Source organism: Bradyrhizobium sp. AZCC 1721 (assembly GCF_036924715.1).
Lineage (GTDB): Bacteria > Pseudomonadota > Alphaproteobacteria > Rhizobiales > Xanthobacteraceae > Bradyrhizobium.
Window position 1 is genome coordinate 3,644,574 of sequence record NZ_JAZHSB010000001.1, and the last position, 24,254, is coordinate 3,668,827.

At 63.4% G+C, this 24,254-nt stretch carries 18 protein-coding genes and 1 tRNA gene; 15 read left to right on the forward strand and 4 right to left on the reverse strand.

The window, feature by feature from the left end:
* The first annotated feature begins 123 nt into the window (after positions 1-123).
* On the forward strand, positions 124-1,362 hold the full coding sequence (gene thrS / locus V1273_RS17375) for a threonine--tRNA ligase (protein ID WP_334410342.1): 1,239 nt from the start codon (positions 124-126) through the stop codon (positions 1,360-1,362).
* Here thrS and metC read toward each other — a convergent pair.
* Positions 1,359-2,552, reverse strand: coding sequence for a cystathionine beta-lyase (metC, locus tag V1273_RS17380; RefSeq protein ID WP_334410343.1), 1,194 nt, complete (start codon positions 2,550-2,552; stop codon positions 1,359-1,361). The two genes, thrS and metC, sit on opposite strands and share 4 nt — an antisense overlap.
* A gap of 335 nt (positions 2,553-2,887) precedes the next feature.
* Between metC and V1273_RS17385 the strand changes: the two genes are divergently transcribed.
* From V1273_RS17385 to V1273_RS17400, 4 genes are read left to right on the forward strand one after another with little or no spacing between them, the layout of a single operon-like run.
* The gene (locus V1273_RS17385) at positions 2,888-3,904 is read left to right on the forward strand and encodes an amino acid ABC transporter substrate-binding protein (protein WP_334382257.1); all 1,017 of its coding nucleotides are present in this window, start codon (positions 2,888-2,890) and stop codon (positions 3,902-3,904) included.
* Positions 3,905-3,928: 24 nt separating this feature from the next.
* Positions 3,929-5,134, forward strand: coding sequence for an amino acid ABC transporter permease (locus tag V1273_RS17390; RefSeq protein WP_334410344.1), 1,206 nt, complete (start codon positions 3,929-3,931; stop codon positions 5,132-5,134).
* The gene (locus V1273_RS17395) at positions 5,131-6,654 is read left to right on the forward strand and encodes an amino acid ABC transporter permease (protein ID WP_334410346.1); all 1,524 of its coding nucleotides are present in this window, start codon (positions 5,131-5,133) and stop codon (positions 6,652-6,654) included. Before V1273_RS17390 ends, V1273_RS17395 begins: the two co-directional genes overlap by 4 nt.
* 10 nt (positions 6,655-6,664) lie before the next feature.
* Positions 6,665-7,408, forward strand: coding sequence for an amino acid ABC transporter ATP-binding protein (locus tag V1273_RS17400; RefSeq protein WP_057844192.1), 744 nt, complete (start codon positions 6,665-6,667; stop codon positions 7,406-7,408).
* A 59-nt stretch (positions 7,409-7,467) separates the two neighbouring features.
* Here V1273_RS17400 and V1273_RS17405 read toward each other — a convergent pair whose 3' ends face one another.
* Together V1273_RS17405 and V1273_RS17410 are read right to left on the reverse strand one after the other, a co-directional pair.
* Positions 7,468-8,508, reverse strand: a complete 1,041-nt coding sequence (locus V1273_RS17405; RefSeq protein ID WP_334362481.1) for a cysteine synthase A — start codon at positions 8,506-8,508, stop codon at positions 7,468-7,470.
* Positions 8,509-8,598: 90 nt separating this feature from the next.
* Positions 8,599-9,828 carry a cyclopropane-fatty-acyl-phospholipid synthase family protein gene (locus V1273_RS17410; RefSeq protein WP_334382253.1) on the reverse strand — a complete coding sequence of 410 codons (1,230 nt, stop codon included), beginning with the start codon at positions 9,826-9,828 and terminating at the stop codon, positions 8,599-8,601.
* Positions 9,829-10,586: 758 nt separating this feature from the next.
* Between V1273_RS17410 and V1273_RS17420 the strand changes: the two genes are divergently transcribed.
* The 9 genes from V1273_RS17420 (at position 10,587) to V1273_RS17460 (ending at position 23,503) form a co-directional block, all read left to right on the forward strand.
* Positions 10,587-12,047: an efflux transporter outer membrane subunit gene (locus V1273_RS17420; protein ID WP_334412229.1), complete on the forward strand. Its 1,461-nt coding sequence runs from the start codon at positions 10,587-10,589 to the stop codon at positions 12,045-12,047.
* The gene (locus V1273_RS17425) at positions 12,037-13,434 is read left to right on the forward strand and encodes an efflux RND transporter periplasmic adaptor subunit (RefSeq protein ID WP_334410348.1); all 1,398 of its coding nucleotides are present in this window, start codon (positions 12,037-12,039) and stop codon (positions 13,432-13,434) included. Before V1273_RS17420 ends, V1273_RS17425 begins: the two co-directional genes overlap by 11 nt.
* A gap of 48 nt (positions 13,435-13,482) precedes the next feature.
* A complete protein-coding gene (locus V1273_RS17430) occupies positions 13,483-16,632 on the forward strand; it encodes an efflux RND transporter permease subunit (RefSeq protein ID WP_334410350.1) in 3,150 nt (1,049 codons plus the stop codon).
* Positions 16,633-19,737, forward strand: coding sequence for an efflux RND transporter permease subunit (locus tag V1273_RS17435; RefSeq protein WP_334410351.1), 3,105 nt, complete (start codon positions 16,633-16,635; stop codon positions 19,735-19,737).
* A 36-nt stretch (positions 19,738-19,773) separates the two neighbouring features.
* Positions 19,774-20,505 carry a tRNA-uridine aminocarboxypropyltransferase gene (locus tag V1273_RS17440; RefSeq protein WP_334410352.1) on the forward strand — a complete coding sequence of 244 codons (732 nt, stop codon included), beginning with the start codon at positions 19,774-19,776 and terminating at the stop codon, positions 20,503-20,505.
* A 205-nt stretch (positions 20,506-20,710) separates the two neighbouring features.
* The gene (locus tag V1273_RS17445; protein WP_334362488.1) at positions 20,711-21,187 is read left to right on the forward strand and encodes a hypothetical protein; all 477 of its coding nucleotides are present in this window, start codon (positions 20,711-20,713) and stop codon (positions 21,185-21,187) included.
* 427 nt (positions 21,188-21,614) lie between these two features.
* Positions 21,615-22,475 carry a hypothetical protein gene (locus V1273_RS17450; RefSeq protein ID WP_334412230.1) on the forward strand — a complete coding sequence of 287 codons (861 nt, stop codon included), beginning with the start codon at positions 21,615-21,617 and terminating at the stop codon, positions 22,473-22,475.
* A 167-nt stretch (positions 22,476-22,642) separates the two neighbouring features.
* Positions 22,643-23,323 (forward strand): hypothetical protein, encoded by a 681-nt coding sequence (locus V1273_RS17455; protein WP_334410354.1) that lies wholly within the window; start codon positions 22,643-22,645, stop codon positions 23,321-23,323.
* A gap of 106 nt (positions 23,324-23,429) precedes the next feature.
* Positions 23,430-23,503, forward strand: a tRNA-Cys gene (locus V1273_RS17460).
* Between the two features lie 57 nt (positions 23,504-23,560).
* Here the strand turns inward: V1273_RS17460 and V1273_RS17465 are convergent.
* Positions 23,561-23,740: a hypothetical protein gene (locus V1273_RS17465; RefSeq protein ID WP_334410356.1), complete on the reverse strand. Its 180-nt coding sequence runs from the start codon at positions 23,738-23,740 to the stop codon at positions 23,561-23,563.
* A 255-nt stretch (positions 23,741-23,995) separates the two neighbouring features.
* Between V1273_RS17465 and V1273_RS17470 the strand changes: the two genes are divergently transcribed.
* The gene (locus V1273_RS17470; protein ID WP_334410358.1) at positions 23,996-24,253 is read left to right on the forward strand and encodes a hypothetical protein; all 258 of its coding nucleotides are present in this window, start codon (positions 23,996-23,998) and stop codon (positions 24,251-24,253) included.
* The last annotated feature ends 1 nt before the right edge of the window (position 24,254 follow it).

Here is a 24,254-nt window from a genome sequence, read left to right on the forward strand (position 1 = left end):
TGGTTGCGCGCGCTAGAGACAAGCGTACTTCACCCAGAAAAGGCCCCGCCGGCGACGGACGGGGCCTTTTCTGGTTTTTGATGGTCCCCGTCCGCGCTTTTTCCGATCACAGGGAATACAGCCATGGACGATCTCGACCACAGAAATCTCGGCGTGAAGCTCAAACTCTGGCACCTTCAGGAAGATGCGCCGGGCATGGTGTTCTGGCATCCGCGCGGCTACGCGGTCTACCGGGTGCTGGAGGATTATGTCCGGCGCAAGATGCGCCAGGCCGGCTATGCCGAGGTCCGGACACCGCAGCTTCTGCCAAAGGAGTTCTGGGGCCGCAGCGGGCACTGGGACAAGTTCGGCGAGCACATGTTTCGGGTCGACGACGGCGAGCAGGCGATGGCGCTGAAACCAATGTCGTGCCCGTGCCACGTGCAGATCTTCAACAAGGGGCTGCGCTCGTGGCGGGAGCTTCCGATCCGCTATGCCGAGTTCGGCGCCTGCCACCGCAATGAGCCTTCCGGTTCGCTCCACGGCATCATGCGGACGCGCGCCTTCGATCAAGACGACGCGCATGTGTTCTGCCGCGAGCAGGACGTGGAGGGCGAAGTCGCGTGCTTCATCGCCCTGCTGGACGAGGTCTACCGGGAACTCGGTTTTCCCGACTACGAGGTGGCGCTGGCGACGCGGCCGGCGGTGCGTGCCGGCGACGACGCGACCTGGGACTGGTCGGAAGCGAAGCTCGGCGATGCCGCGCGGCGCTGCGGCCTCGTGCCTCAAATCAACCCCGGCGAAGGTGCGTTCTACGGACCGAAGCTGGAATTCGCGCTGCGCGATCGGCTGGGACGATCCTGGCAGTGCGGCACCGTGCAGGTCGACGGCGTGCTGCCGCAGCGGCTCGAGGCGTCCTACGTCGCCCCCGACGGCAGCCGCGCGAGGCCCCTGATGATCCACCACGCCATCTTCGGATCGCTCGGCCGCATGATCGCGATCCTGCTCGAGCACCACGGCGGCGTGCTTCCCTTCTGGCTGTCGCCAGACCAGGTCGCGGTCGCGCCGATCTCGAAAGACCAGGCCGGATACGGCGCGGACGTTCTGGCGGCGTTCGAGGATGCCGGAATCCGGGCCGTTGCCTGTGACGGCGCCGATACCCTTTCGCGGCGCATCGTGGCGGCCCATGAAATGGCAGTGCCGGTGATGGCTATCGTCGGCGGGCGCGAGATGAGGGACGGCCGGGTGAGCCTGCGCGAGCGCGACGGCTCACAGGCCGACGTTCCGCTGGCCGAGGCGGTGTCCCGCCTGCAGGCGAGGGCGCGACCGGGCGCCCTTGTGGCTGAAGCCTTGTACGCTCGAGCTTATGGCTTCACGCCCTAGGTGGCCGCCTTCAATGCCGCAAAACCGCGATCGAGATCGGCCTTGAGGTCGTCGACATTCTCCAGGCCGATGTGGAGCCGCAACGTCGGCCCGCCGGGGGACCATTTGGTCGCCGTGCGGTAGGGATCGCAGTCGAACGGGATGATGAGGCTTTCGAAGCCGCCCCACGAATAGCCCATGCCGAACAGCCTGACGGCGTCGAGCAGGGCATCGACCGCCTTCTGCGGTACCGGCTTCAGCACGATGCTGAACAGGCCGGAGGCGCCGGTGAAGTCGCGCTTCCAGATCGCGTGGCCGGGATGGCTTTCGAGCGCCGGATGCAAGACCTGCAGGACCTCGGGGCGGCCGGCGAGCCAGCGCGCCATTTCCAGGCCCGAGCGGTAATGTTGCGCGAGCCGCACCGAAAGCGTGCGGGTGCCGCGCAGCGCCAGGAATACGTCGTCCGGTCCGGCGCAGACGCCGAGCAGGCGGATACCCTCGGTGAGCAGCGGCCAGGCTTTTGCATTCGCCGAAATCGTGCCGAACATGATGTCGGAATGGCCGCCGACATATTTGGTGGCGGCCTGCATGCTGATATCGACGCCCTGGTCGAGCGAGCGGTGAAACAGTGGCGTCGCCCAGGTGTTGTCGTCGATGACGAGCGCGCCCTTGGCATGCGCGACTTCGGCGATGGCGGGAATGTCGCTCATTTCAAACGACTGCGAGCCGGGCGCCTCGACCAGCACCGCCCTGGTGTTCGGTTTGAACAGTTTCTCGATCCCGGCGCCGACCAGCGGATCGAAATAGCCGACCTCGACGCCGTAACGGGCCAGCATGCCGTTGCAGAAGTTGCGCGACGGCCGGTAGACATTATCGGTCACCAGCAGATGATCGCCGGCCTTCAAGACCGACAGGAGTGCGGTGGTGATTGCGGCAAGTCCTGATGGCGCGAGGCCCACGCCCGCGCACTGCGGGCCCTCCAGTGACATCAGCACGTCCTGCAGCGCCAGTGTGGTCGGGGTGCCGTGACGTCCGTAGGAGAATTCGGCGCGGTGGGCGTGCAGGTCCTCGGCGGTCGGGTAGAGCACGGTCGATCCGCGGTATACCGCTGGATTGACGAAACCCCTTTGTCCTTTGGTGTCGCGGCCGGCGGTGACCAGTCTGGTTTCGGGTTTTTGCGGGTTGGACGGACCGTCGTGCGAAAAGCTCATGCGTTTGCATTATCCAAGACGTTATGCCGCAGCCACAACTTGATCGCGAAAACACCGGCGAGCGGCGGGTCGAGGCCGGGTGCGTTAATAACAAGACACAGAAGAGGGCAGTCAACCCCTTGACCCGGCACGCCAGTCGTTCTGAGATGCGCGCCAACGAACAGTCGCTGCAAGTTGAGGGGCCTGCCGCGATATCAGATCCACCGCCTGACCGGACTGGCACGCTAAATGCACGGTCGGGACGACGCTTTTCAGCGAGGGATCAGCGGGTTGGCCCCACAACGTCAGGCGTTGCCTAAAACGATCTCCGGACGTCCCCTTGAAAGGCCTAACCCATGAAACGCGTATCTCTGGTTGTTACCCTTGCCCTTGCCGCCGGCCTCTCGGCCCAGGCCGCCTCGGCGCAAACCCTCAAGACGGTCAAGGACCGGGGCATGCTGTCCTGTGGGGTCAGCCAGGGCCTGCCGGGCTTCTCGACGCCGGACGACAAGGGTAACTGGACCGGGCTCGACGTCGACATCTGCCGGGCGATAGCGGCTGCCATTTTCAACGACGCGACCAAGATCAAGTTCGTCCCGCTCTCGGCCAAGGACCGTTTCACCGCGCTGCAGTCGGGCGAGATCGACGTGCTGTCCCGCAACACCACCTGGACGCTGTCGCGCGATACTTCGCTGGGCGCCAACTTCACCGGTGTTACCTATTATGACGGCCAAGGCTTCCTGGTGAAGAAGTCGCTGAAGGTGAATTCGGCGCTGGAGCTCAACAGTGCGTCGGTTTGCGTGCAGACCGGCACCACGACCGAGCAGAACCTCGCCGACTACTTCAAGGGCAACAACATGAAGTACGAGGTGATCGCGTTCGCGACCGCCGACGAAACTATCAAGGCCTATGAGTCCGGCCGCTGCGACGTGTTCACCTCCGACGTCTCCCAGCTCTATGCCGAACGCCTGAAGGTCGCCAACCCGGCCGAGCACGTCGTACTGCCCGAGGTGATCTCAAAAGAACCGCTCGGGCCGATGGTGCGCCATGGCGACGATCAGTGGTTCGATATCGTGAAATGGACGCTTTATGCGATGGTCGGCGCCGAAGAGCTCGGCTTGACGCAGAAGAATGTGGACGAGATGGCCAAGTCCGACAAGCCTGAGGTCAAGCGCGCCGTCGGCACTGACGGCAATCTGGGCGAGCAACTCGGCCTGACCAAGGACTGGATGGTGCGGGTCGTGAAGGCGGTCGGCAATTACGGCGAGTCCTTCGAGCGCAATGTCGGTTCCGGCTCCAAGCTCGGCATCGCCCGCGGCCTCAACAACCTATGGAGCAAGGGCGGTATCCAGTACGCCCCGCCGATCCGCTAAGCGCCAGCGAGAGGGGCTGCGGCGATGGCCATCGAACCCCGAAAACCTCCGTCGCAGCTACTTCCCAGGCTGCAGCGCGCGCTCGGCGGCCGGGCTGGCTGGAGCGGCTTCGTCCTCCAACTGCTGTTCGTCGCCGCGCTCGCATGGATCTCCTACGAGATCGTCGCCAATGCCCGTGCCAATTTGCAGGCGCAGCGGATCACCGCGGGCTTCGGCTTCCTTGCCAACAATGCCGGCTTTGACGTCAGCCAGAGCCTGATCCCCTATTCGGGGTCCGATCCCTACACGCGGGTCTTTGTGGTTGGCCTGCTGAACACGTTGCTGGTCTCGGTGATCGGCATCTTCTTCGCCACCCTGATCGGCTTCCTGGTTGCTCTCGGCCGGCTGTCGCCGAACTGGCTACTGGCGCGAATCTCGGGCGGCTATGTCGAACTGATCCGCAACCTGCCGCTGCTGTTCCAGATCCTGTTCTGGTATCTCGCGGTGCTCGCCGCTTTGCCCAATCCGCGGCAGAGCATCTCGATCTTCGACAGCTTCTTTCTCAGCAATCGCGGCCTGATCATTCCGAAGCCGATCGGGGAGCCTGGCTTCGAGCCGTTCGTCGTCGCCTTGCTGGTCGCGATCGTCGCCGCGATCATGTTGTGGCGCTACGCGCGCCGTCAGCTCTTCCAAAGCGGCAAGGTGATCAAGGTCTGGCCCTACGCGCTCGGCATGGTTGTCGGCCTGCCGTTGCTCAGCGTGCTGATTTTCGGCCTACCTGTCACGTTTGAGGTGCCCGTGCTCAGGGGCTTCAACTTCGCCGGCGGCTCACGCCTGATACCGGAATTCGTTGCGCTGACGCTGGCGCTGTCGACCTACACGGCGGCCTTCATCGCCGAGATCGTGCGTGCGGGCATTCTTTCGGTGCACAAGGGCCAGATGGAAGCCGGTTCCTCGCTCGGACTGCAGCGCGGTTCGGTGTTGCGGCTGATCGTGATCCCGCAGGCGATGCGCGTGATCCTGCCCCCGCTCACCAACCAGTATCTCAACCTGACCAAGAACTCCTCGCTGGCGGTTGCGATCGGCTATCCCGATCTGGTCTCGGTGTTCGCCGGAACCACGCTGAGCCAGACCGGGCAGGCGATCGAAATCATCGGTATCACCATGGGCGTCTATCTCCTGATCTCGCTGGTCACCAGCGCAATCATGAGTTTCTATGGATGGCGGATCAGCCGGAGCATGGGCGGATGAGCGACACGACCGCATCCAATTTCGTCCGTCAGGACCTCGTGCCGGAGCGGGCCGCGCCCGTGAAGACCACCGGGTTCATCGGCTTCCTGCGCACGCGGCTGTTCAATTCTCCGACCAATATCCTGATCACGATTGTCAGCCTGTTGCTGCTTTGGGTCACTGTCGTTCCGGCCGTGAAGTTCGCGCTGGTCGATGCGGTCTGGACCGGCACGGATCGGACGGCCTGTCTCGCTGAAAATGTTGGACGCCCGGTCGGCGCCTGTTGGCCGTTCATTCAAGCGAAGATTTACCAGTTCATCTATGGCTTCTACCCGGAGCCGGAGCGCTGGCGCGTCAACCTGACCTTCATTCTTGCCGCCATCCTGCTGGTTCCGCTGCTGATTCCGCGGCTGCCGGCCAAGGGTCCGAACGCCATTCTGTTCTTCGTGGCGTTACCTGTCGTCGCCTTCTTCCTGCTGCGCGGCGGTGGACTGGGGGGCTTCGGCGTGAGCTGGACCGCCGGGCTGCTGTCTGGCTTCAACGATAGCATCGGCGACGGCGGCAGGAAGCTCGTGGCCGCGGGCGAGGCGACGGCCGTTATCGGATCGCTGCTATGGGTCCTCGGCAAGCTGATCGTACTGGTGAGCACGGTGATTGGCTGGGTACTGCTGCCGCTAACCTGGCTGCGCGATCAGATCCAGGCCTTCGGCCGGCCGGTCTGGACCGACCTCGCCGCGACCGCGTTGATCGTGTCGGCGCTGCTGTTCTGGCTCGGTGGCGGCTTGCGGTCCGGCTGGCGTCCGCTCATCACCTGCCTTGGGGTCTTTGTCGCCATCGCCTTCGTGATCGCGGTGATGGGTCTCGACAGCGGTGGACTTCCGGAGGTCGACACGCGGTTGTGGGGCGGCCTGCTGGTGACGCTGGTGGTGTCCGTTGTCGGCATCGTCGCCTCGATGCCGGTCGGCATCGCGCTCGCGCTGGGGCGGCGCTCGACCATTCCGCTGATCCGAATCTTCTCGATTGCCTTCATCGAGTTCTGGCGCGGCGTTCCGCTGATTACCGTGCTGTTCTTTGCAACCTACATGCTGCCGCTGTTCGTGCCTGCCGGCTTCACCATCGACGGGCTGATGCGCGCCCTGATCGGCATCGCGCTGTTTGCCGGTGCGTACCAGGCCGAAGTCATCCGCGGGGGTCTGGCGGCGATTCCGCGCGGACAAGGGGAGGCGGCGAGCGCGCTCGGCCTGTCCTGGGCCAAGACCACGGCGCTGATCGTGATGCCGCAGGCGCTGCGCCATGTCATCCCCGGTCTCGTCAACAGCTTCATCGCGCTGTTCAAGGATACCTCGCTGGTCTCGATCGTTGCGCTGTTCGACCTGCTTGGCAGTCTGCGCGCCTCGTTCTCCGATCCGGTCTGGTCGACACCGACGACGCTGTTTACCGGCTTTGCCTTTGTCGGCATCATCTATTTCGTCTTCTGCTTCGGGATGTCGCGTTACTCGCTGTTCGTCGAGAACCGGCTGAACGCCCATCGTCGCAACTGAGTACATCACCATGACCGCAAACTCGATCGTTGGCATCAACGCACTCAACAAATGGTACGGCGATTTTCACGTCCTGCGCGACATCAACCTCGATGTCGCCAAGGGCGAGCGGATCGTGATCTGCGGCCCCTCAGGTTCGGGCAAGTCGACGCTGATCCGCTGCATCAACGCGCTGGAGGAATTCCAGGAAGGACAGATCGTCGTCGAGGGCATCGAGCTCGGTCCGAACCTGCGGCGGGTGGATGAAGTTCGCCGCGAGGTCGGCATGGTGTTCCAGAGCTTCAACCTGTTTCCGCACCTGACCGTGCTGGAGAACTGCACGCTGGCGCCGATCTGGGTACGCAACATTCCGAAAAAGGACGCGGAGGCGACCGCGATGAAATTCCTGGAGCGGGTCAAGATCCCGCATCAGGCCAACAAATATCCCGGCCAAATGTCGGGCGGTCAGCAGCAGCGCGTTGCCATTGCCCGCGCGCTGACCATGAATCCGAAGGTGATGCTGTTCGACGAGCCGACCTCGGCGCTCGACCCGGAAATGGTCAAGGAAGTGCTCGACACCATGGTCGACCTCGCCAAGGAAGGCATGACCATGCTGGTGGTCACCCACGAAATGGGATTTGCCCGCGAAGTCGCCAACCGCGTCGTCTTCATGGACGCTGGCCAGGTCATCGAGTCAAACACGCCGCATGAATTCTTCGCCAACCCGCAGCACGCGCGGACGAAGCTGTTCCTGAGTCAGATCTTGCGGCATTGAAGATGGGGAGTGGCGAATGGCGAATAGGGAAACGCCATTCGCTATTCGCCACTCGCCTCTTAAACCTTCTCGAACGGCACGTCGATCTTGGTACGCTTTTCCAGCCATGCCGGCACCGGCAGGTTCTTCGAGCGCATGAATGCCGGATTGAACAGCTTTGACTGATAGCGGCCGCCGGAATCGGCCAGCACGGTGACGATGGTCTTGCCGGGTCCGAGCTGCTTTGCCAATCGGATCGCGCCAGCGACGTTGATACCGGTGGAGCCGCCGAGGCACAGGCCTTCCTGCTCGAGCAGTTCGTAGATCACCGTTACGGCTTCCTCGTCGGAAACCAGGAAAGCGTCATCGACAACAGCGGTCTCGATGATGGGCGTGACGCGGCCGAGCCCGATTCCTTCGGTGATCGAGTCCCCTGGCGTCGATTTGGCCTGACCATGCTTGAACAGCTCGTACATCGCAAAGCCGTGCGGATCGGCACAGGCGGTCACGATGTCCTTGTTCTTTTCCTTCAGAAAGCGGCTGGCGCCCGCGAGCGTGCCGCCGGTGCCGACCGAGCAGATAAAGCCGTCGACCTTGCCGCCGGTCTGCTCCCAGATCTCAGGACCCGTGGATTCGTAATGCGCCTTGGCGTTGTCGAGATTGTTCCACTGGTCGGCGAACAAAACGCCGTTCGGCTCGGTCTTGCGAAGCTGGTCAGCGAGCCGCCGCCCGACGTGCTGATAATTGTTCGGATTGGAATAGGGCAGTTGCGGCACTTCGATGAGCTCGGCGCCGCACAGCCGCAGCATGTCCTTCTTTTCCTGGCTCTGCGTTTCCGGGATCAGGATCAGCGTGCGGTAACCGCGGGCGCTGGCGACCACGGCGAGCCCGATGCCGGTATTGCCGGCGGTTGATTCCACCACGAGCCCGCCCGGTTTGAGATCGCCGCGCTTTTCGGCCTCGAGGATCATCCATTTGCCGGCGCGGTCCTTGACCGACTGGCCGGGATTCATGAATTCGGCCTTGCCGAGAATGGTGCAGCCGGTCGCTTCCGAAGCGTGCTTTAGCTTGATGAGGGGCGTGTTGCCGATCGCTTCGATGACGTCTTTGTTGAAGGCCATGTTTTTGAAATCGCCGGTTCGTTTGCCTAATCGTTAGGCGACCCTAAAGGAGGGCCGCCAGCCATACAAGCCAGCGTTGGGGCAGGGCGATCAGTCCGATTTCGCAAACACCACCTGGCGCACGTCGATATTTCCGGACAGGAAACCGGCCTCGCAATAGGCGAGGTAATATTCCCACAGCCGCCGGAAGCGATCGTCGAAACCCGACGGCGTCAGGTTCGGCCAGGCCGCGCGGAAATTGCTTCGCCAGATCGCGAGCGTCTTGGCATAATCTTGCCCAAAGATGCGTTCGCGGATGACGGGAACGCCGAAGCGTTCGCCGAGCGTTTTCAGGATCTGCGGCGACGGCAGCATGCCGCCCGGAAAGACGTAGCGCTGGATGAAGTCGACTTCGCGGCGATAGGCCTGGAACAGGCTGTCCTGGATGGTGATGGCCTGGATACCGGCGAGGCCACCCGGCAGCAGGCGGTCGCGCAACTGTGAAAAATATTTCGGCCAGAATTGCTCGCCAACCGCCTCGATCATCTCGATCGAGACGATCCGGTCATAGCGGTCGCGCTCGTCGCGGTAGTCCTGCAGCTTGATCTCGACCCTATCGCCGAGTCCGGCGTTCTGAATGCGCGCCTGTGCGAAATCGCGCTGTTCCTTGCTGATGGTGAGGCCTACGACCTTGGCGCCGAACGTCTTGGCGGCGTATTCGGCAAAGCCGCCCCAGCCGCAGCCGATCTCCAATAGCTTCTGGCCCGGCCGCAGATCGATGGCCTCGGCGAGCCGTCGGTATTTGTTGTGCTGCGCAGCCGTCAGGTCGGGCGTGTCGTCCTCGAACAGCGCCGACGAATAGGTCATGCTGGGATCGAGCCAGGCCGAATAGAAGGCGTTGCCGATGTCGTAATGCGCATAGATGTTGCGGCGAGCCTGCCGCTTTGTGTTGCGGTTGAGCCAATGCCTGACGGCCTGGAAGGTGCGCGTCAGCGGGTTGCCGATCAGCATGGTCTGCATCCAGTCCTGGTTGACGCAGAACAAATAGAGGAATTGCGTGAGGTCGGGCGTGTCCCATTCGCCGCGCAGATAGGCTTCCGCAATGCCGATGTCGCCGCCGCGCACGAGCCGCGAGGCAAACCCGTAATCGTAAATCTTCATCACGGCGGCAGGACCCGGCCCGTTGCCGCCCAACCGGACCACGCGGCCGTCGGCCAGTGTCACGTCGAGCGTGCCGTGTTGCAGCTTTGAACCAAAGCCCAGCGCCAGCCGGACCAGGCGGGGCAATTCCGGAAACGTCGCGTCTACAGTTTCCGATGTGACCGAAATCAACTCGGGCATGTGCGATCCATCGAATTGCGGTTTACCCGGGCTTCGCATGGCCGATCGACCCTGCTTCAATGCTTGGCACGGGGTGGACAACGCCGGCGAAGTATAGACGTTGATTTTTCCACTCGCCAAGCCGGTATTGAAGGCCGCGCCCTCCGGTGGGACCGGCCGCATGCCTCGTGGAAGCTGTAGAGCGCCGCGCGGTTGACGCAGAGCAGCAGCGATTGCCGGTTTGAGTCGGCCACATCCAGATCGATCAGCAGGCTCGTCACGCGATAGCTGAGCGATGGCCGATCGGCTGCAGCCGCGCATGCATGCTCGTGGAATCCCTATCCGGTCCATGCGCCGCAGAATCAGGGCCCTCCATTGCATGGTGCGAAATACGGCTGTTCCCGGAGTTTCAAATCGGCCACAGGCCGGACTCCACTGTGCGAGGACCCGGTGTTGGACGTCAGAACGGGGGAAAAACCCCATGAAATCTTCGTAAGAATTCGGCGGTCCTGCGGCAGCCCTACATCGTTCCAAACCCTATAAAACAAGGGGAAGTGAGCTCTTTGTCGCCCGTTTTGCGCACCTGAACGTACGATCGGCGAGAGGCTGCGCGGGGCTGTCCGCGTGCTGATCGCAAGGCTAATATCGCGGTTCGGTTCCAACGGAAGCATCACCCCCGTGAACGTATCGCAGCCCAACAGGAGAAGCGCTCATATTGCGCCGGGCCGGGATTTGCCCGGTGGAGAACGGGTGTGACCCAGCGAATTGCAACTGCTGCGATCGAAGGTTGGCCTGTTCTCATTCCGGGCGGCAAGCGGCTGGCGCGATCGCTTGCCGTGCTTGGCCTCGTCGCCAGCTCCGCGGGCTGCATCCTGACCAAGGACCTTCCCGACCCTGCGCTCGACATCCCCGAAGGCTACAAGGCGGCGCGGCTTTCGAAGGCCGCGGACGCACCGCCGACGCTCGACTGGTGGCGCGGATTTCGCTCGCGGGAGCTGACGGGCCTGATGGAGGAGGCGCAGACCGTCAATCTGGATATTGCGGCCGCCACCGCGCGGTTCAGGCAGGCCGATGCGCAGGCACGAATCGCGGGCGCGGCGCTGCTGCCAACTCTCAGCGGTACCGGTTCGGAGAGCTATTCCCGCACCTCCCGTTCGAGCGCCAGCGGCCTGTCCATTGGCGGCCGTGAGGTGGTCAACTATTCGGCATCGCTTAGCGCCAGCTACGAATTGGATTTCTGGGGCAAGAACCGCGACGCCGCCCAGGCGGCGGAGGAGACCGCGGTCGCCAGCCGCTTTGACCGCGACGTCATCGCGCTGACCACGCTGACGACGGTTGCCAATGCCTATTTCCAGGTGCTCGCCGCGCAGGATCGGATTCGTACCGCACAGCGAAACATCGCGAGCGCCGAGCGCATCCTGAACGCCATCAAGGAGCGCTTCAGAGCCGGCACCGGTACCGACCTCGACGTCGCGCAACAGGAAAGCGTGGTGGCCAATCAGCGCGCGCTGGTGCCGCCGCTGCGGCAGACGCTCGACCAGAACATCAACGCGCTGGCAATCCTGGTGTCGCGTCCGCCGGAATCCGTGCGCGTCACCGGTGGAACCCTCAATCGGATTGCCGCGCCACGCGTCACGCCGGGCCTGCCTTCCGAGCTGTTGACGCAGCGCCCTGACATCCGCCGGCAGGAAGCGCAGCTTGCCTCGGCCACCGCCAATGTCGGCAGCGCCCGCGCGCAGTTCTTTCCGAGCATTCAACTGACGGGGCAGGGCGGTTATCAAAGCTCGGCGTTGACGGCGCTGTTTCAGCCGCAAGCCGCGTTCTTCAGCATGGTCGGCAGCCTGACCCAACCGATCTTCGACGGCGGCAGGATCCTCGGCAATTTCGAGCTCACCAAGGCGCTGCAGGATGAACTGCTGCAGACCTACCGCAAGACGGTGGTGCAGGCCTTTGCCGATGTCGATAACGCCCTGATGTCGATCCGCCAGACCACCGAGAGGCTGCGGCTGCAGCGCGAGGTCGTGGCGTCGTCGCGGCGGGCGTTTGAATTGTCCGAGCAGCAGTTGCGGGCCGGGACCGCCGACATCGTCGTTGTGCTAAATACGCAGCAAACATTATTCCAGGCCGAGGATGCGCTGTCGCAGGCTCAACTGGCCCGGCTGCTGGCAATCGTCAGCCTCTATCAGGCGCTGGGGGGCGGCTGGGAGCCCAGGATGGAAAGGCCGGTCGATGCTCTTTAAGCCGGAAGTGAAAGACGACCCGAAGACGGCGGGCAAGCGCGTCGTGCGCGGCATTGGCCGGCGGATGGTGTCACTTTCGATCACGCTGTTGATCCTCGGCGGGCTCGGCTACCTCGGCTGGAACGCCTTTCAGCAGAAGCAGACCGGCCGTGGCGGGCTTGGCGCACGTCCCGATCTCCCGGTGCCGGTGCTGGCGGCTATGCCCCGCACGCAGGATGTGCCGGTCTATCTCGATGCCGTGGGCTCGGTCCGCGCGCTGAACACGGTGACGGTGCGCGCCCAGGTCGACGGCAAGCTGATCAAGGTGAACTTCGTCGAAGGTCAGGACGTCAAGCAGGGCGACGTGCTGGCCGAAATCGATCCCGTGATCTACCAGGCGCAGTACGATCAGGCGGTGGCGAAGAAGGCGCAGGACGAGGCGCTGCTGGCCAACCAGAAGCTCGATCTGGCGCGCTATCAGCAACTCGCCGCGTCGAATGCCGGCTCCAAGCAGCAGGCCGATACGCAGCGCGCCGTGGTCGCCCAGCAGGAAGCGCTGGTGCAGGCCGATCAGGCCGCGATCGACAATGCCAAGGCGATGCTCGGCTATACCAAGGTCATCGCCCCGTTGTCTGGGCGCGCCGGCCTGCGCCAGGTCGATCAGGGCAACATCATCCGCGCCTCCGACGTCACCGGCCTCGTCATCATCACCCAACTGCAGCCGATCGCCGTGCAGTTCAGCCTGCCGCAGCAGCAGATCGTGCGGGTCAACGCTGCCGCCGCCAGAGGCGTGCTGGCGGTGGACGTGTTCGGCAATGACGGCGTGAGCGTCATCGACACCGGTACGCTCAAAGGCATCGACAACCAGGTCGATCCGACCACCGGCACGCTGAAGCTCAAGGCGGAGTTTCCCAACGCCAAATTCCAGCTCTGGCCCGGACAGTTCGTCAATGTGCGGCTGAAGGTCGAAACGCTGGAGAAGGCGATCGTGGTGCCGAGCTCGGCGGTGCAACGTGGTCCGATTGGGACATTCAGCTATGTGATCGGCCCCAACAATGTCGCGACCGCAAAGCCGGTCGTGGTGACGCAGCAGAACGAAAACGATGCCGTCATCGCGAGCGGCCTTTCGATTTCCGATCGCGTGGTGACCACCGGCTTTGCCAATCTGTCCGACGGCGCCAATGTCTTGATTGGCACCGACGACAGGGCGCCAACAGCCGACCTCGCGCCGCGCAAGCGCAGCCGCAGCCCCGATGCCAAGGGAGACTCCAAGGCAGGTCCGGGCAAGGAGGGTCAAGCCAACGATGGCGAGCGCCGCGGCAAGCGCGGCGAGGGCGATCAAAAGGGACAAACCGGCCCGGCGCCGGCCGAGCCAGCGCGCGGCGGCGCTGCGAAGTCGCAGCCATGATCGATGCGCCGCACGCCTGAAATGAATTCGTAAAGTGAGCACGCAACCATGAGCGTCTCCGAACCGTTCATCCGCCGGCCGATCGCGACCTCGCTACTCGGGATCGCGCTGATGATCGGCGGTGCGCTCGGCTACTGGGCGCTACCGGTATCGGCGCTGCCGCAGGTCGATTTCCCGACCGTGCAGGTGACGACGCACCTGCCGGGTGCCAGCCCCGACGTGGTCGCCTCGCTCATCACGGCGCCGCTGGAGCGCCAGCTCGGGCAGATTCCCTCGCTGTCCTCGATGCAGTCGACCAGTTCGTTCGGCGTCAGCCAGATCTCGCTGCAGTTCGACCTCAACCGCGACATCGACGGCGCCACCCAGGACGTCCAGGCGGCCATCAACGCAGCGGCGGGTATCCTGCCAAGGAATCTGCCGTATCCGCCGACCTACGCCAAGGTAAACCCGGCAGATGCGCCGGTCCTGACGCTGGCGCTGACGTCGGAGACGATTTCGCTGCGCGCCATGAGCGATATCGCCGACACCATCCTCGGCCAGCGGCTCAGCCAGATTTCCGGCGTCGGGCGCGTTGCGATCCTCGGCGGGCTCAAGCCTGCGGTGCGGGTGCAGGCCGATCTGGCGCGGCTCGCCGCTTACGGCATCTCGATGGAAGATTTGCGCAGCGCCATCGCCGGCGCCAACGTCTCAGGGCCGAAGGGATCGCTCGACGGTGCGCAGCAGGCCTACACCATTGCCGCCAACGACCAGATCGCGGCAGCGGAGGCCTACAAGCCCATCATCATCGCCTATCGTAACGGCTCACCTGTCACGATCGGCGACGTCGCCACCATCATCGATGGGCTGGAGAACGATCGCACCGGCGGCTGGTATCAGGGCACGCCGGCCGTCATCATCGACATCCAGCGCCAGCCCGGCGCCAACGTCATCGAGGTCGTCAGGCAGATCCGCGACGAAATACCCAAGGTGCAGCGCGCGATTCCGGCCGGCGTCAATCTGACCATCGTCTCCGACCGCACCGTCACCATCCGCGCCTCGGTGCGGGATGTCCAGTTCACGCTGATCCTTTCCGTGGTGCTGGTGACGCTGGTGGTATTGCTGTTCCTGCGGTCGCTGCGCGCGACCCTGATCGCGGGCGTGGCGCTGCCGCTATCGCTGATCACGAGCTTCGGCATCATGTATTTTTCGGGCTTCAGCCTCGACAACCTGTCGCTGATGGCGCTGACGATCGGCACCGGATTCGTGGTCGACGACGCCATCGTGATGATCGAGAACATCGTCCGTCACATGGAGAACGGCGAGTCGGTGATGGAGGCGTCGCTGAAGGGCGCCAGCGAAATCGGCTTTACCGTGATCTCGCTGACGGTGTCGCTGATCGCGGTCTTCATCCCGCTGCTGTTCATGTCTGGGCTGGTCGGGCGCATGTTCCGCGAATTTGCGCTGACGCTGACGATTGCGGTCGTGACCTCGGCGATCGTGTCGCTGACGCTGACGCCGATGATGTGTTCGCGGCTATTGAAGCATGTCGGGGACGAGATGACGGTCCCGGGGCTTGCCGCCGTCAGCCGCTTTATCGACCGCATGGTCGCCTTCTACCATCGCACGCTGCTGTGGGTGCTGCAGCGCCAGCGCGCGACGCTTGTGGTGACGTTCGCCACCATCGCCGCGACGCTCTTTATGTACGTGATCGCGCCGAAGGGCTTTCTACCGCTCCAGGATACCGCCTCGATCACCGCAGTGACCGAGGCCGGTCCCGACGTCTCCTTTGCCGAGATGCAAAGCCGGCAGGCGACGGCGGCGGCCGCGATCCAGGCCGATCCGGACGTGGTCGGCGTCGTCTCCGTGATCGGGGCCGGATCGGTCAATGCGACCACCAATGTCGGACGTCTGGTGATGACGCTTAGACCGCGCGGCGAGCGGCACGATGATATTTCCGTGGTGGTCGACCGGCTGAAGCAGCGCACAGCGAAAATTCCCGGCATGACCATCTATTTCCAGCCGGTGCAGGACGTGCAGATATCGACCCAGTCGAGCCGCTCGCAGTACCAGTATACGCTGACCGGCACCGATGCCGCGCAGGTGGCGCTGTGGTCGCAGAAGCTCGTTGCGGAGATGCGCCGGGAGCCGCTGTTCCGCGATGTCTCGTCGGAAGCTCAGGAGGGCGGTTTGCGCGCCGCGCTCGACATCAACCGCCAGCGCGCCGGCCAGCTCGGCGTCAGCCTCCAGGCGGTCAACGACACCCTCAACGACGCCTTTGCTCAGCGGCAGATTTCGACGATCTACGGCCAGGCCAACCAGTATCGCGTGGTGCTGGAGGCGATGCCGATGTACCAGCGCGATCCGTCGATCCTGTCGAAACTCTATCTCCCGGGGGCCGCGAGCACGACCGCCGGCGCGCCCGGCGCCCAGGTGCCGCTATCGGCGGTGGCGACGCTGACCCGCACTACCGCGCCGCTGGCGATCTCGCACCTCGCGCAGTTTCCGGCGGTGTCGCTCAGTTTCAACCTCGCCCCCGGCGAGGCGTTGGGCGATGCCGTCGAGGCGGTCAAGCGGATCGAGACCAGAATTGGCATGCCCGGCAGCATCGTCGGCGTCTACTCGGGCGATGCGGCCGAATTCTCCAAGTCGCTGGCCGGCCAGCCATGGCTCATTCTGGCGGCGATCGTTACCATCTACATCGTGCTTGGCGTGCTCTATGAGAGCTACATTCACCCGATCACCATTCTCTCGACGCTGCCGTCCGCCGGCGTCGGCGCCATTCTGGCGCTGATGCTATTCGGGCAGGATCTGTCGGTGATCGGCCTGATCGGCATCATCCTGTTGATGGGCATCGTCAAGAAGAACGCGATCATGATGATCGACTTTGCGCTTGAAGCCGAGCGGCATCAGGGCATGTCGCCTTCCGAGGCTATCGTGCAGGCCTGCCTGTTGCGCTTCCGCCCCATTATGATGACGACGCTGGCGGCGCTGTTCGGCGCGCTGCCGCTGGCGATCGAAACCGGTACCGGCGCAGAATTGCGCTTTCCGCTCGGCATTTCCATCATCGGCGGCTTGCTGCTGAGCCAGTTGCTGACGCTTTATACGACACCGGTGATTTACCTGGCGCTCGATCGGCTCAACCGGAAAATTCAGAAGGCCGTGCCGGAGCCGGGGCCCACCGGGCCGCCGGTCGCCGGCGCCACCGAGGGGATGCAGTAGATGGCATCGATCTCGGAGCCCTTCATCCGCCGGCCGGTTGGCACCACGCTGCTGGCGATCGGGCTCTTCCTGGTCGGCATGGTCGCCTATGTTTTTCTGCCGGTCTCATCGGTGCCCAATGTCGACTTCCCGATGATCCGGGTGTCCGCCACGCGTCCCGGTGCCGATCCTTCCGTGATGGCCTCGACGGTTGCCGCGCCGCTGGAACGCCGGCTCGGCCAGATTGCGGGCCTTGACCGGATCACCTCGACCAGTTCGCTCGGGTCCACCAGCATCCAGTTGCAGTTCTCGATCGGCCGCAACATCGACCGTGCCGCGCGTGACGTGCAGGCGGCGATCAACGCCTCGCTGGCGGACCTGCCGACCGACCTGCCGTCGTTGCCACGATTCCGCAAAGCCAATCCCGCGGCCGCCCCGGTGTTCGTGCTGGCACTGACGTCGAAGACGCTGACGACGAGTGCGATGTACGACGTCGCCGATACCGTGATTGCGCAGCGCATCTCGCAGGTTCCGGGGGTCGGCGAAGTCAACGTCACCGGCGCCGACCAGCCGGCGGTGCGGATCGCGCTCAATCCGGTGGCGCTGTCGAATGCCGGGATCGCGACCGACGACGTGCGGCTCGCGATCATCAACGCCAATCCGCTGGGACCGGTCGGGATTTTCAACGGCGGCCGCCAGAGCGAGACGATCTCGACCAACAAGCAGATGCGTACCGCGGCCGAATTCCGCGACATCATCATCAAGAGCTCCGCCGGCAACTTCGTCCGCCTCGCCGATGTCGCCGAGGTCGAGGATTCCGTCCGCAACAGCCGCTCGATCGCCTGGTTCAACAAGCAGCCGGCGGTCCTGATCCAGATCACCAAGCAGGGCGATGCCAACGTGATCGATACTGTCGATCGGGTGCGGGCGCTGCTGCCGGACCTGAAGCAGTGGCTGCCCGGCGGCGTGGAAATTTCGACGCTCGTCGACCGCACCGGCACCATCCGCGCCAGCGTGCTCGACATGCAGTACACACTGCTGGCGACGGCATTTCTCGTCATGGTGGTGGTGTTCGCGTTCCTGCGGCGGCTGACGCCGACCATTGCGGCCGGCGTTTCGGTGCCGCTGGCGCTGGCCGGCACCTGCGCCGGGATGTGGCTCGCCGGCTTCTCGATCGACAATCTGTCGCTGATGGCGCTGGCGATTTCCGTCGGCTTCGTGGTCGACGACGCCATCGTCATGATCGAGAACATGTACCGCAACCTCGAACATGGCATGGCGCCGTATCCGGCGGCGCTCGAAGGCGCCAAGCAGATCGGCTTTACCGTGCTGTCGATCAGCCTGTCGCTGATCGCGGCCTTCACGCCGCTGATTTTCATGGACGGGATCGTCGGCCGGCTGCTGCGCGAATTCTCGCTGACGCTGACCTTTGCCATCGTGGTGTCGACTGTCGTGTCGCTCACGATCACGCCGATGATTTGCGCGCATTATATCAAGGAAGCGACCTCCGATCGCGCGACCTGGTTCGACCGGCTGGTCGAGGGCACGCTGTCGCGCATCGTTTCCTTCTACACCTGGACGCTGCGGGCGGTGCTCGGCTTCCCGTTCCTGACCCTGCTCGTGTTCTTTGCCACCATTGCTCTGACGGTGGTGCTCTATATCAAGACGCCGAAAGGCTATTTCCCGACCGACGACAGCGGTCTTGTGATTGGCGCGACACGCGCATCTCCCGATACCTCGTTCCAGGCGATGCTCGGGCTGCAGCAGCAACTGGCCGACATCGTGATGGCCGATCCTGCGGTCGCCGCCATCGGCTCTTCGCTCGGCGGCACCGCCGGTCCGGGCGGCGGCGGCTCCAACCGCGGCACCATGTTCATCAGCCTGAAGCCGCCGGAGGAGCGGGCCGGCATGTCGACAGAGCAGGTGATCGATCGCCTGCGCAAGAATCTCTACCGGGTCGCCGGCATCCGCCTGTTCATGTTCGCGGCGCAGGACCTCCGCACCGGCGGCCGGCAAAGCGACTCCGATTACCAGTACACGCTGTCGAGCACGAATCTCGAGCTCCTGCAGAAATGGGCGCCGCTGGTCGCCAAGCGCATGGAGACGGTGGAGGGCATCACCGACATCTCCAGCGACCGCGACCCCGGCGGGCTGCAATTGTCGCTGGTGATCGACCGCAAGACGGCCTCGAGCCTCGGCGTTAGCGTCCAGGACATCGACAACGCCCTGAACAACGCCTTCGCGCAGCGCCAGATTTCGATCATCTATACCCAGCGCAACCAGTACATGGTGGTGCTGGAGATCGACCCGAAATTCCAGAGCGATCCTTCCAATCTGGAGCGGATTTATGTGGCAGGCGCCAACGACGCCCAGGTGCCGCTATCGGCCGTAGTGCGCTACCAGCGCGGCCTGTCGCCGCTTGCGGTGTACCACTCGCAATCGTTCCCCTCGACGACGGTCTCGTTCAATCTGCTGCCCGATGTGCCGCTGGAGGTCGCGACCTCCAATATCCAGCGCGCGGTCGAGGAATTGCACATGCCGGAGGGCATCCGCGGCAGTTTCGACGGCAGTGCCGGCGATTTCAACAAGACCAGCGGGCGGCAGCCGCTTCTGATCCTCGGCGCATTGGTGGCGATGTATATCGTGCTCGGTGTGCTCTATGAGAGCTTGGCCCACCCGATCACGATCATCTCGACCCTGCCGTCCGCGGGCCTCGGCGCGCTGCTGGCGCTGCAGGTGACGAATACGCCGCTCACCGTGATCGCCTTTGTCGGCATCATCCTGTTGATCGGCATCGTCAAGAAGAACGGCATCATGATGGTCGATTTCGCGCTCGATGCCGAGCGCCACCGCGGCCTGTCGTCGGCTGACGCGATCTTCGAGGCCTGCCGCGCCCGCTTCCGGCCGATCCTGATGACGACGATGGCAGCGCTGTTCGCCGGCATTCCGCTGGTCATCGCCACCGGCCCCGGCACCGAGCTGCGCCGGCCGCTCGGCATCACCATCATCGGCGGATTGGTCGTGTCGCAGATCCTGACGCTGTACACCACGCCGGTGATCTACCTTCTGATCGACCGGCTGCGGCAGCGATCCCGGCCGGCGGCGATCGCCGCGCCTGCCGAATAGTTGGATTACTGCCTCCGGAAAGCGTATAGCGGGCGGATGTCAGACCAATCCAGTTCCGAGGCCGGAACCGCGGTGGAGGCCGTTCCGGAGTGTCCGCGTTGCGGCAAGCCGCTGCCGCTCTGCATCTGCGACAGCGTCAGGCCGATCGAGAGCAAGATCTCGCTCCTGATCCTGCAGCACCCGCAGGAGCAGGACAGGGCGCTCGGTACCGCGCGGCTGACGGCGATGCACTTCAAGGACGCGGTCGTCAAAATCGGCCTGTCCTGGCCGAGCCTCTCCAAGGCGCTGGGACGGAAGATCGACGATCCCTCCCGCTGGGCGGTGCTCTATCTCGGCTCGGCCAAGGTCAGCGATCTCGACACCGATGCCGAGATCGTGGCGATCAACCGCAAGGGCGAGGTCGAGCCGCACCAGCGCGCCATCCTGTCCGACATCGAAGGCGTCGTGCTGCTGGACGGCACATGGAGTCAGGCCAAGGCGCTGTGGTGGCGTAACGCGTGGATGCTGAAATGCCAGCGGATCATTCTGGGTCCGAAGCGCCCGTCGCGTTACGGCAAACTCCGCAAGGAACCACGCCGCGACGGCCTCTCCACCATCGAGGCCGCCGGCCTGCTGCTCGCCGGGGTCGAGAAGCGGCCCGAGATCGCGCAGACACTCAACGCCAGCTTCGATCGCATGCTGGCACGGTATCGGGAAGTTCAGGCGGAGATGCCGGAACTGGCGCCAAAGCCGAAGAAGCGGGACTATCGACGGCGCAAGCGCGCCTAACTCCGGACTCTCAAGCAAGAGCTGCGTCGACGAGGTCGGTGGATCCCAAAATGTGCAGTTGGCCCCGCAAAAACGTCATGACCATGATACCACCGCGTCGGTTCCAATGTCTGCAAGGATACATAGCGATCTGTGGACAAGGATGACATTCCCATTGACGATGATAAATTCTCGGCTCTCCGCGTAACAATTTGGAGCAAAGTCGATGTCTTTAACCACCGAAATTCTCACTCGTTCTCCATTGCTTGACGCTGATGAAATCGAAGGGGAAATCGGCACTCTCATCTACAACGCCCGGCGAGCGCCCGCTATCCGAGAACTACCCCACAGCGATGACCACCCGTTGCCGAAAGGCCCGATGCCCGACTATGTCGAGCACAAGGAAGGGGTCAATCAGGTCGGCAAACTCTCGGCCGAAGCTGTGGTCCGAGAATATGATGCGGCAGTGAAAGAGATTGAAGCACTCGGTGTGGAACTAACCGACGCCGCCAAACGATGTGAGGCGATGGTGGCTGGCGTTCACGCCATGGTGTCCGAGATCAAGGAACTGGCTGCGAACTATCGCGAAGAAGGCAAGCGCTACTTCCTGCAGATCGAGGATTGTTCCCTGATGACGTCCGAAGTCCGCACCGTCTGCGAGACGCTCAAGAAGAAGATTGCAGGTAGTAGTCTCGTCGCCTGATGTTCCGGCTGTGGCCGGTCTTGCTGGTGGCCGCGCCGTTCATCGTCGTGGCCATCAGCATGCTGTTGTAATCGCGCAACCGGGGCGCGGCGGCTTCAGGCTGTTTTTTACTGGCTGGCCGCTAATCCGGATCGCGGCCTATTGCGAGACCCGTCCAAGCCCCTGTGTCATTGTGGCGATATGTCGCCAACGCCGCGGCGGGCAACGGGGATCCATTTGCAGGCTTCATGGATTATCTGCGTCGACTGTATCCGAAGTCGAGCGCCTCGGCGCGGCTCGTCTTCAGGTACATACGCGCAAGGCTCGAGATGACAAAAGCGTCGGGGGATCACCGCCCTCGAAGTCATCGGAATTCGAGCCGCAAATTCTGCAATTGAACGGATGGAACTTGTCTCCTGTACGTTCTCCAGGAAAGGATACTCGCGCATTGTCGTCTTCGATCAGCTCGCATCTCCCTTTCGGCGGCGCCGAAATCAGCCTGCGAAAGAAATTCCGCCTGTTCTTCACGGTCGGCATCATCGTCCTGTTACTCGGCGGCGCCAAGGCAATCGTTCACTATTTCGGATTCGAGTTCCTCGAGCTCAACGGGCTGGTGACCAGCGGCATTGGTGGCGCCATATTCATTATCGGCTTCCTGCTGTCGAGCATTCTCAAGGATTACAAGGAAGCCGAACAAATTCCGACGGCACTGCGCACCGCGGTCGAAGCCATCGACGGCGATCTGGAATGCTTCGCACTGACCAACGAGCGCTTCAATCTCAGGGAAGCGCGGCTGATCCTGATCGGGATCATTGCAAAGCTGCGCGAAGGCCTGGACCGTGCCTACGACCACAAGAACATTGCCCCCGTGCTCGACGAGCTCAGCAAGCTGACGCCCATCCTCGGTCGACTGGAGGGCATGGGCATGGCTGCGAATTTCGTCGTACGTCTTCGCACCAATCAGGATGCGATCCGCAGGGTGCTGCTTCGCATCTACACCATCCAGCGCGTCGAATTCGTCCCATCGGTGCATGTGCTCGTACAAACACTGGTGTTCTCGATCATCGTCCTGTTGCTCCTGCTGAAGACGGAGGGTGATCCGGCAGCGGCCCTGCTGTTTGGATTCATCACCTACATGTTCGTCTACGTCCTGTATCTGATCCGGCTGCTCGAACAGCCCTTCGCCAAGGGCCAGGGCTCCGTCGATGACGTCAGCTTCTTCCTGCTTGATGAACTGGAGGAGCAATTGCGGCGCTCGCTCGACCCCGCCGTTGCACGGCGGCGGCTTCAGGCAGTGGAGCGGGGCTGAGCAGTGCACGATGTCTGGATGGCGCGGCGACGGTGGTGCGCCGTCCGCGTCCGCTATTTGTTTGCGCGGCCTGACCGCGCCAGGTAGGTTGGATGTTGCGGACACACGTTGCTCCATTCCGTCGCTCGCACTATGACTGACGCGTCGGATGCAAGCGGAGCAACGCGATGGAACTTGTGGCGCATTGGCGCCTGTCGAAGCAGGCTTTGATCGATCTCGTTTTCTTCTGCGGCGTTCCGATCGTGTTGGCAATGCTTTCGGTCGTTCTCGGACCGCATGCGGCCACCATGGGAGGCGCCGGCGCGACGCTCTATGTTCTCTCGCTCGCCATTGTGCCCTGGTGCCTGACCGGCCTCGCCACTCAATTGGTGAGCAAAACAGCCGGGCGAAGACTGCCGCTTTGGCTGATCGCAGCGATCGGCGCTATGGCCGCCGGCCCCTTCGTGTCGCTGCACGTCTATTTCGTCAATTCGATCGCTTCAGAGATCTGGCCTGCGCTGGACGCTTTGCGGCCCGCGACGTTCAGCGCGGAACACCTCAAATCCGCCGCCCTGTCCGAAGGGCGGGCTATCGTTCTCTGGATCGCCTTTGTCGTCATTTTCCATGAGACGCTGGGCTGGGAACGGTTTGCGGTACCGGCCAAGGAAACGGGCTGCGAAGATCGCTTTCAACTGAGCGGCGCCGAATGGACTGCGGAAGACGATGCGCTGCTGCGCTCGCTGATCGGGAGCGGCAAGCCCCCGAGGGCGATCGCGCTGGAAATGAAGCGGACGGTAGGGGGCATCCGCGCAAGGACCGCCAAGCTGGGTCTGCGGAATAATCGTCTTGGCGATCCGTCTGGAGGTTGAGGAGGCGGCCCTTTTCGAACGGTGTCGGTTTGCTAACCAGCGCAGGCAGGAATTGCGCTGCTTGGTTGCCTATCCGGGGCGGGGCGTATATGAGTGCGCCCGATGGGGCCACGTGGCGGAGTGGTTACGCAACGGTCTGCAAAACCGTGTACACCAGTTCAATTCTGGTCGTGGCCTCCATTCATATAATCAATGACTTAGACCGATTATATGAGAGGCCGCACAAGCCGGCCGCGATCAGCAGGCCGCGTGCCAGCCCTCGGGAAACGGAACCAGCGGCCAAGAGACTCCATTGTCGTTGGCGGCGCGCGGCGACGGATAAAGGCGCTGAGTCTGGACCACGAAATCATCCTCCGGGGCTGGCGCAATGGCCGTCTGCACGGTTTCCAGCAGCAGATCGTATTCAACTTCGCTCATCGCGCTCTCCGGGTTCCAGAGGCGATGATCTCAAAAGTATTTTGTTCCCAGATTGAGCGGATCGTTCGAATTTTATCGATCCGGCGGCCGCGGCAAAGCTGGTTACTAAAGTGTTGAACTCTCCACGCAAACACTAGGTCCGCCCACGCGCGGCGCGTGTGAGAAAAATCACATTTTGCAGAATTCAACTCGCGTATTCGGCTTGGATGACGCCCGCCTGGTCAAGGCGGGGCCTGGTCCAGGGAGACGCGGGTCATGAAGGCAAGGTTTGCGCGAGGTGCGGCTATTCTCTGTCGTTCCCGCCGGGCTTCGACGCTCGGCTTCCTGCTAACGCTGATGGCGAGCGGTGCGGCCAATGCCCAGCAAGGCACGCCCGAACAGCGCCGGGCCTGCACGCCCGACGTCTACCGGCTCTGTGCCGGCGAGATCCCGAACGCGCGTCCGATCACCGCATGCCTGCGCCGGCAGAAGGCGAGCCTGAGCCCGGCTTGCGCTGCGGTGTTCGAGCGGTAAG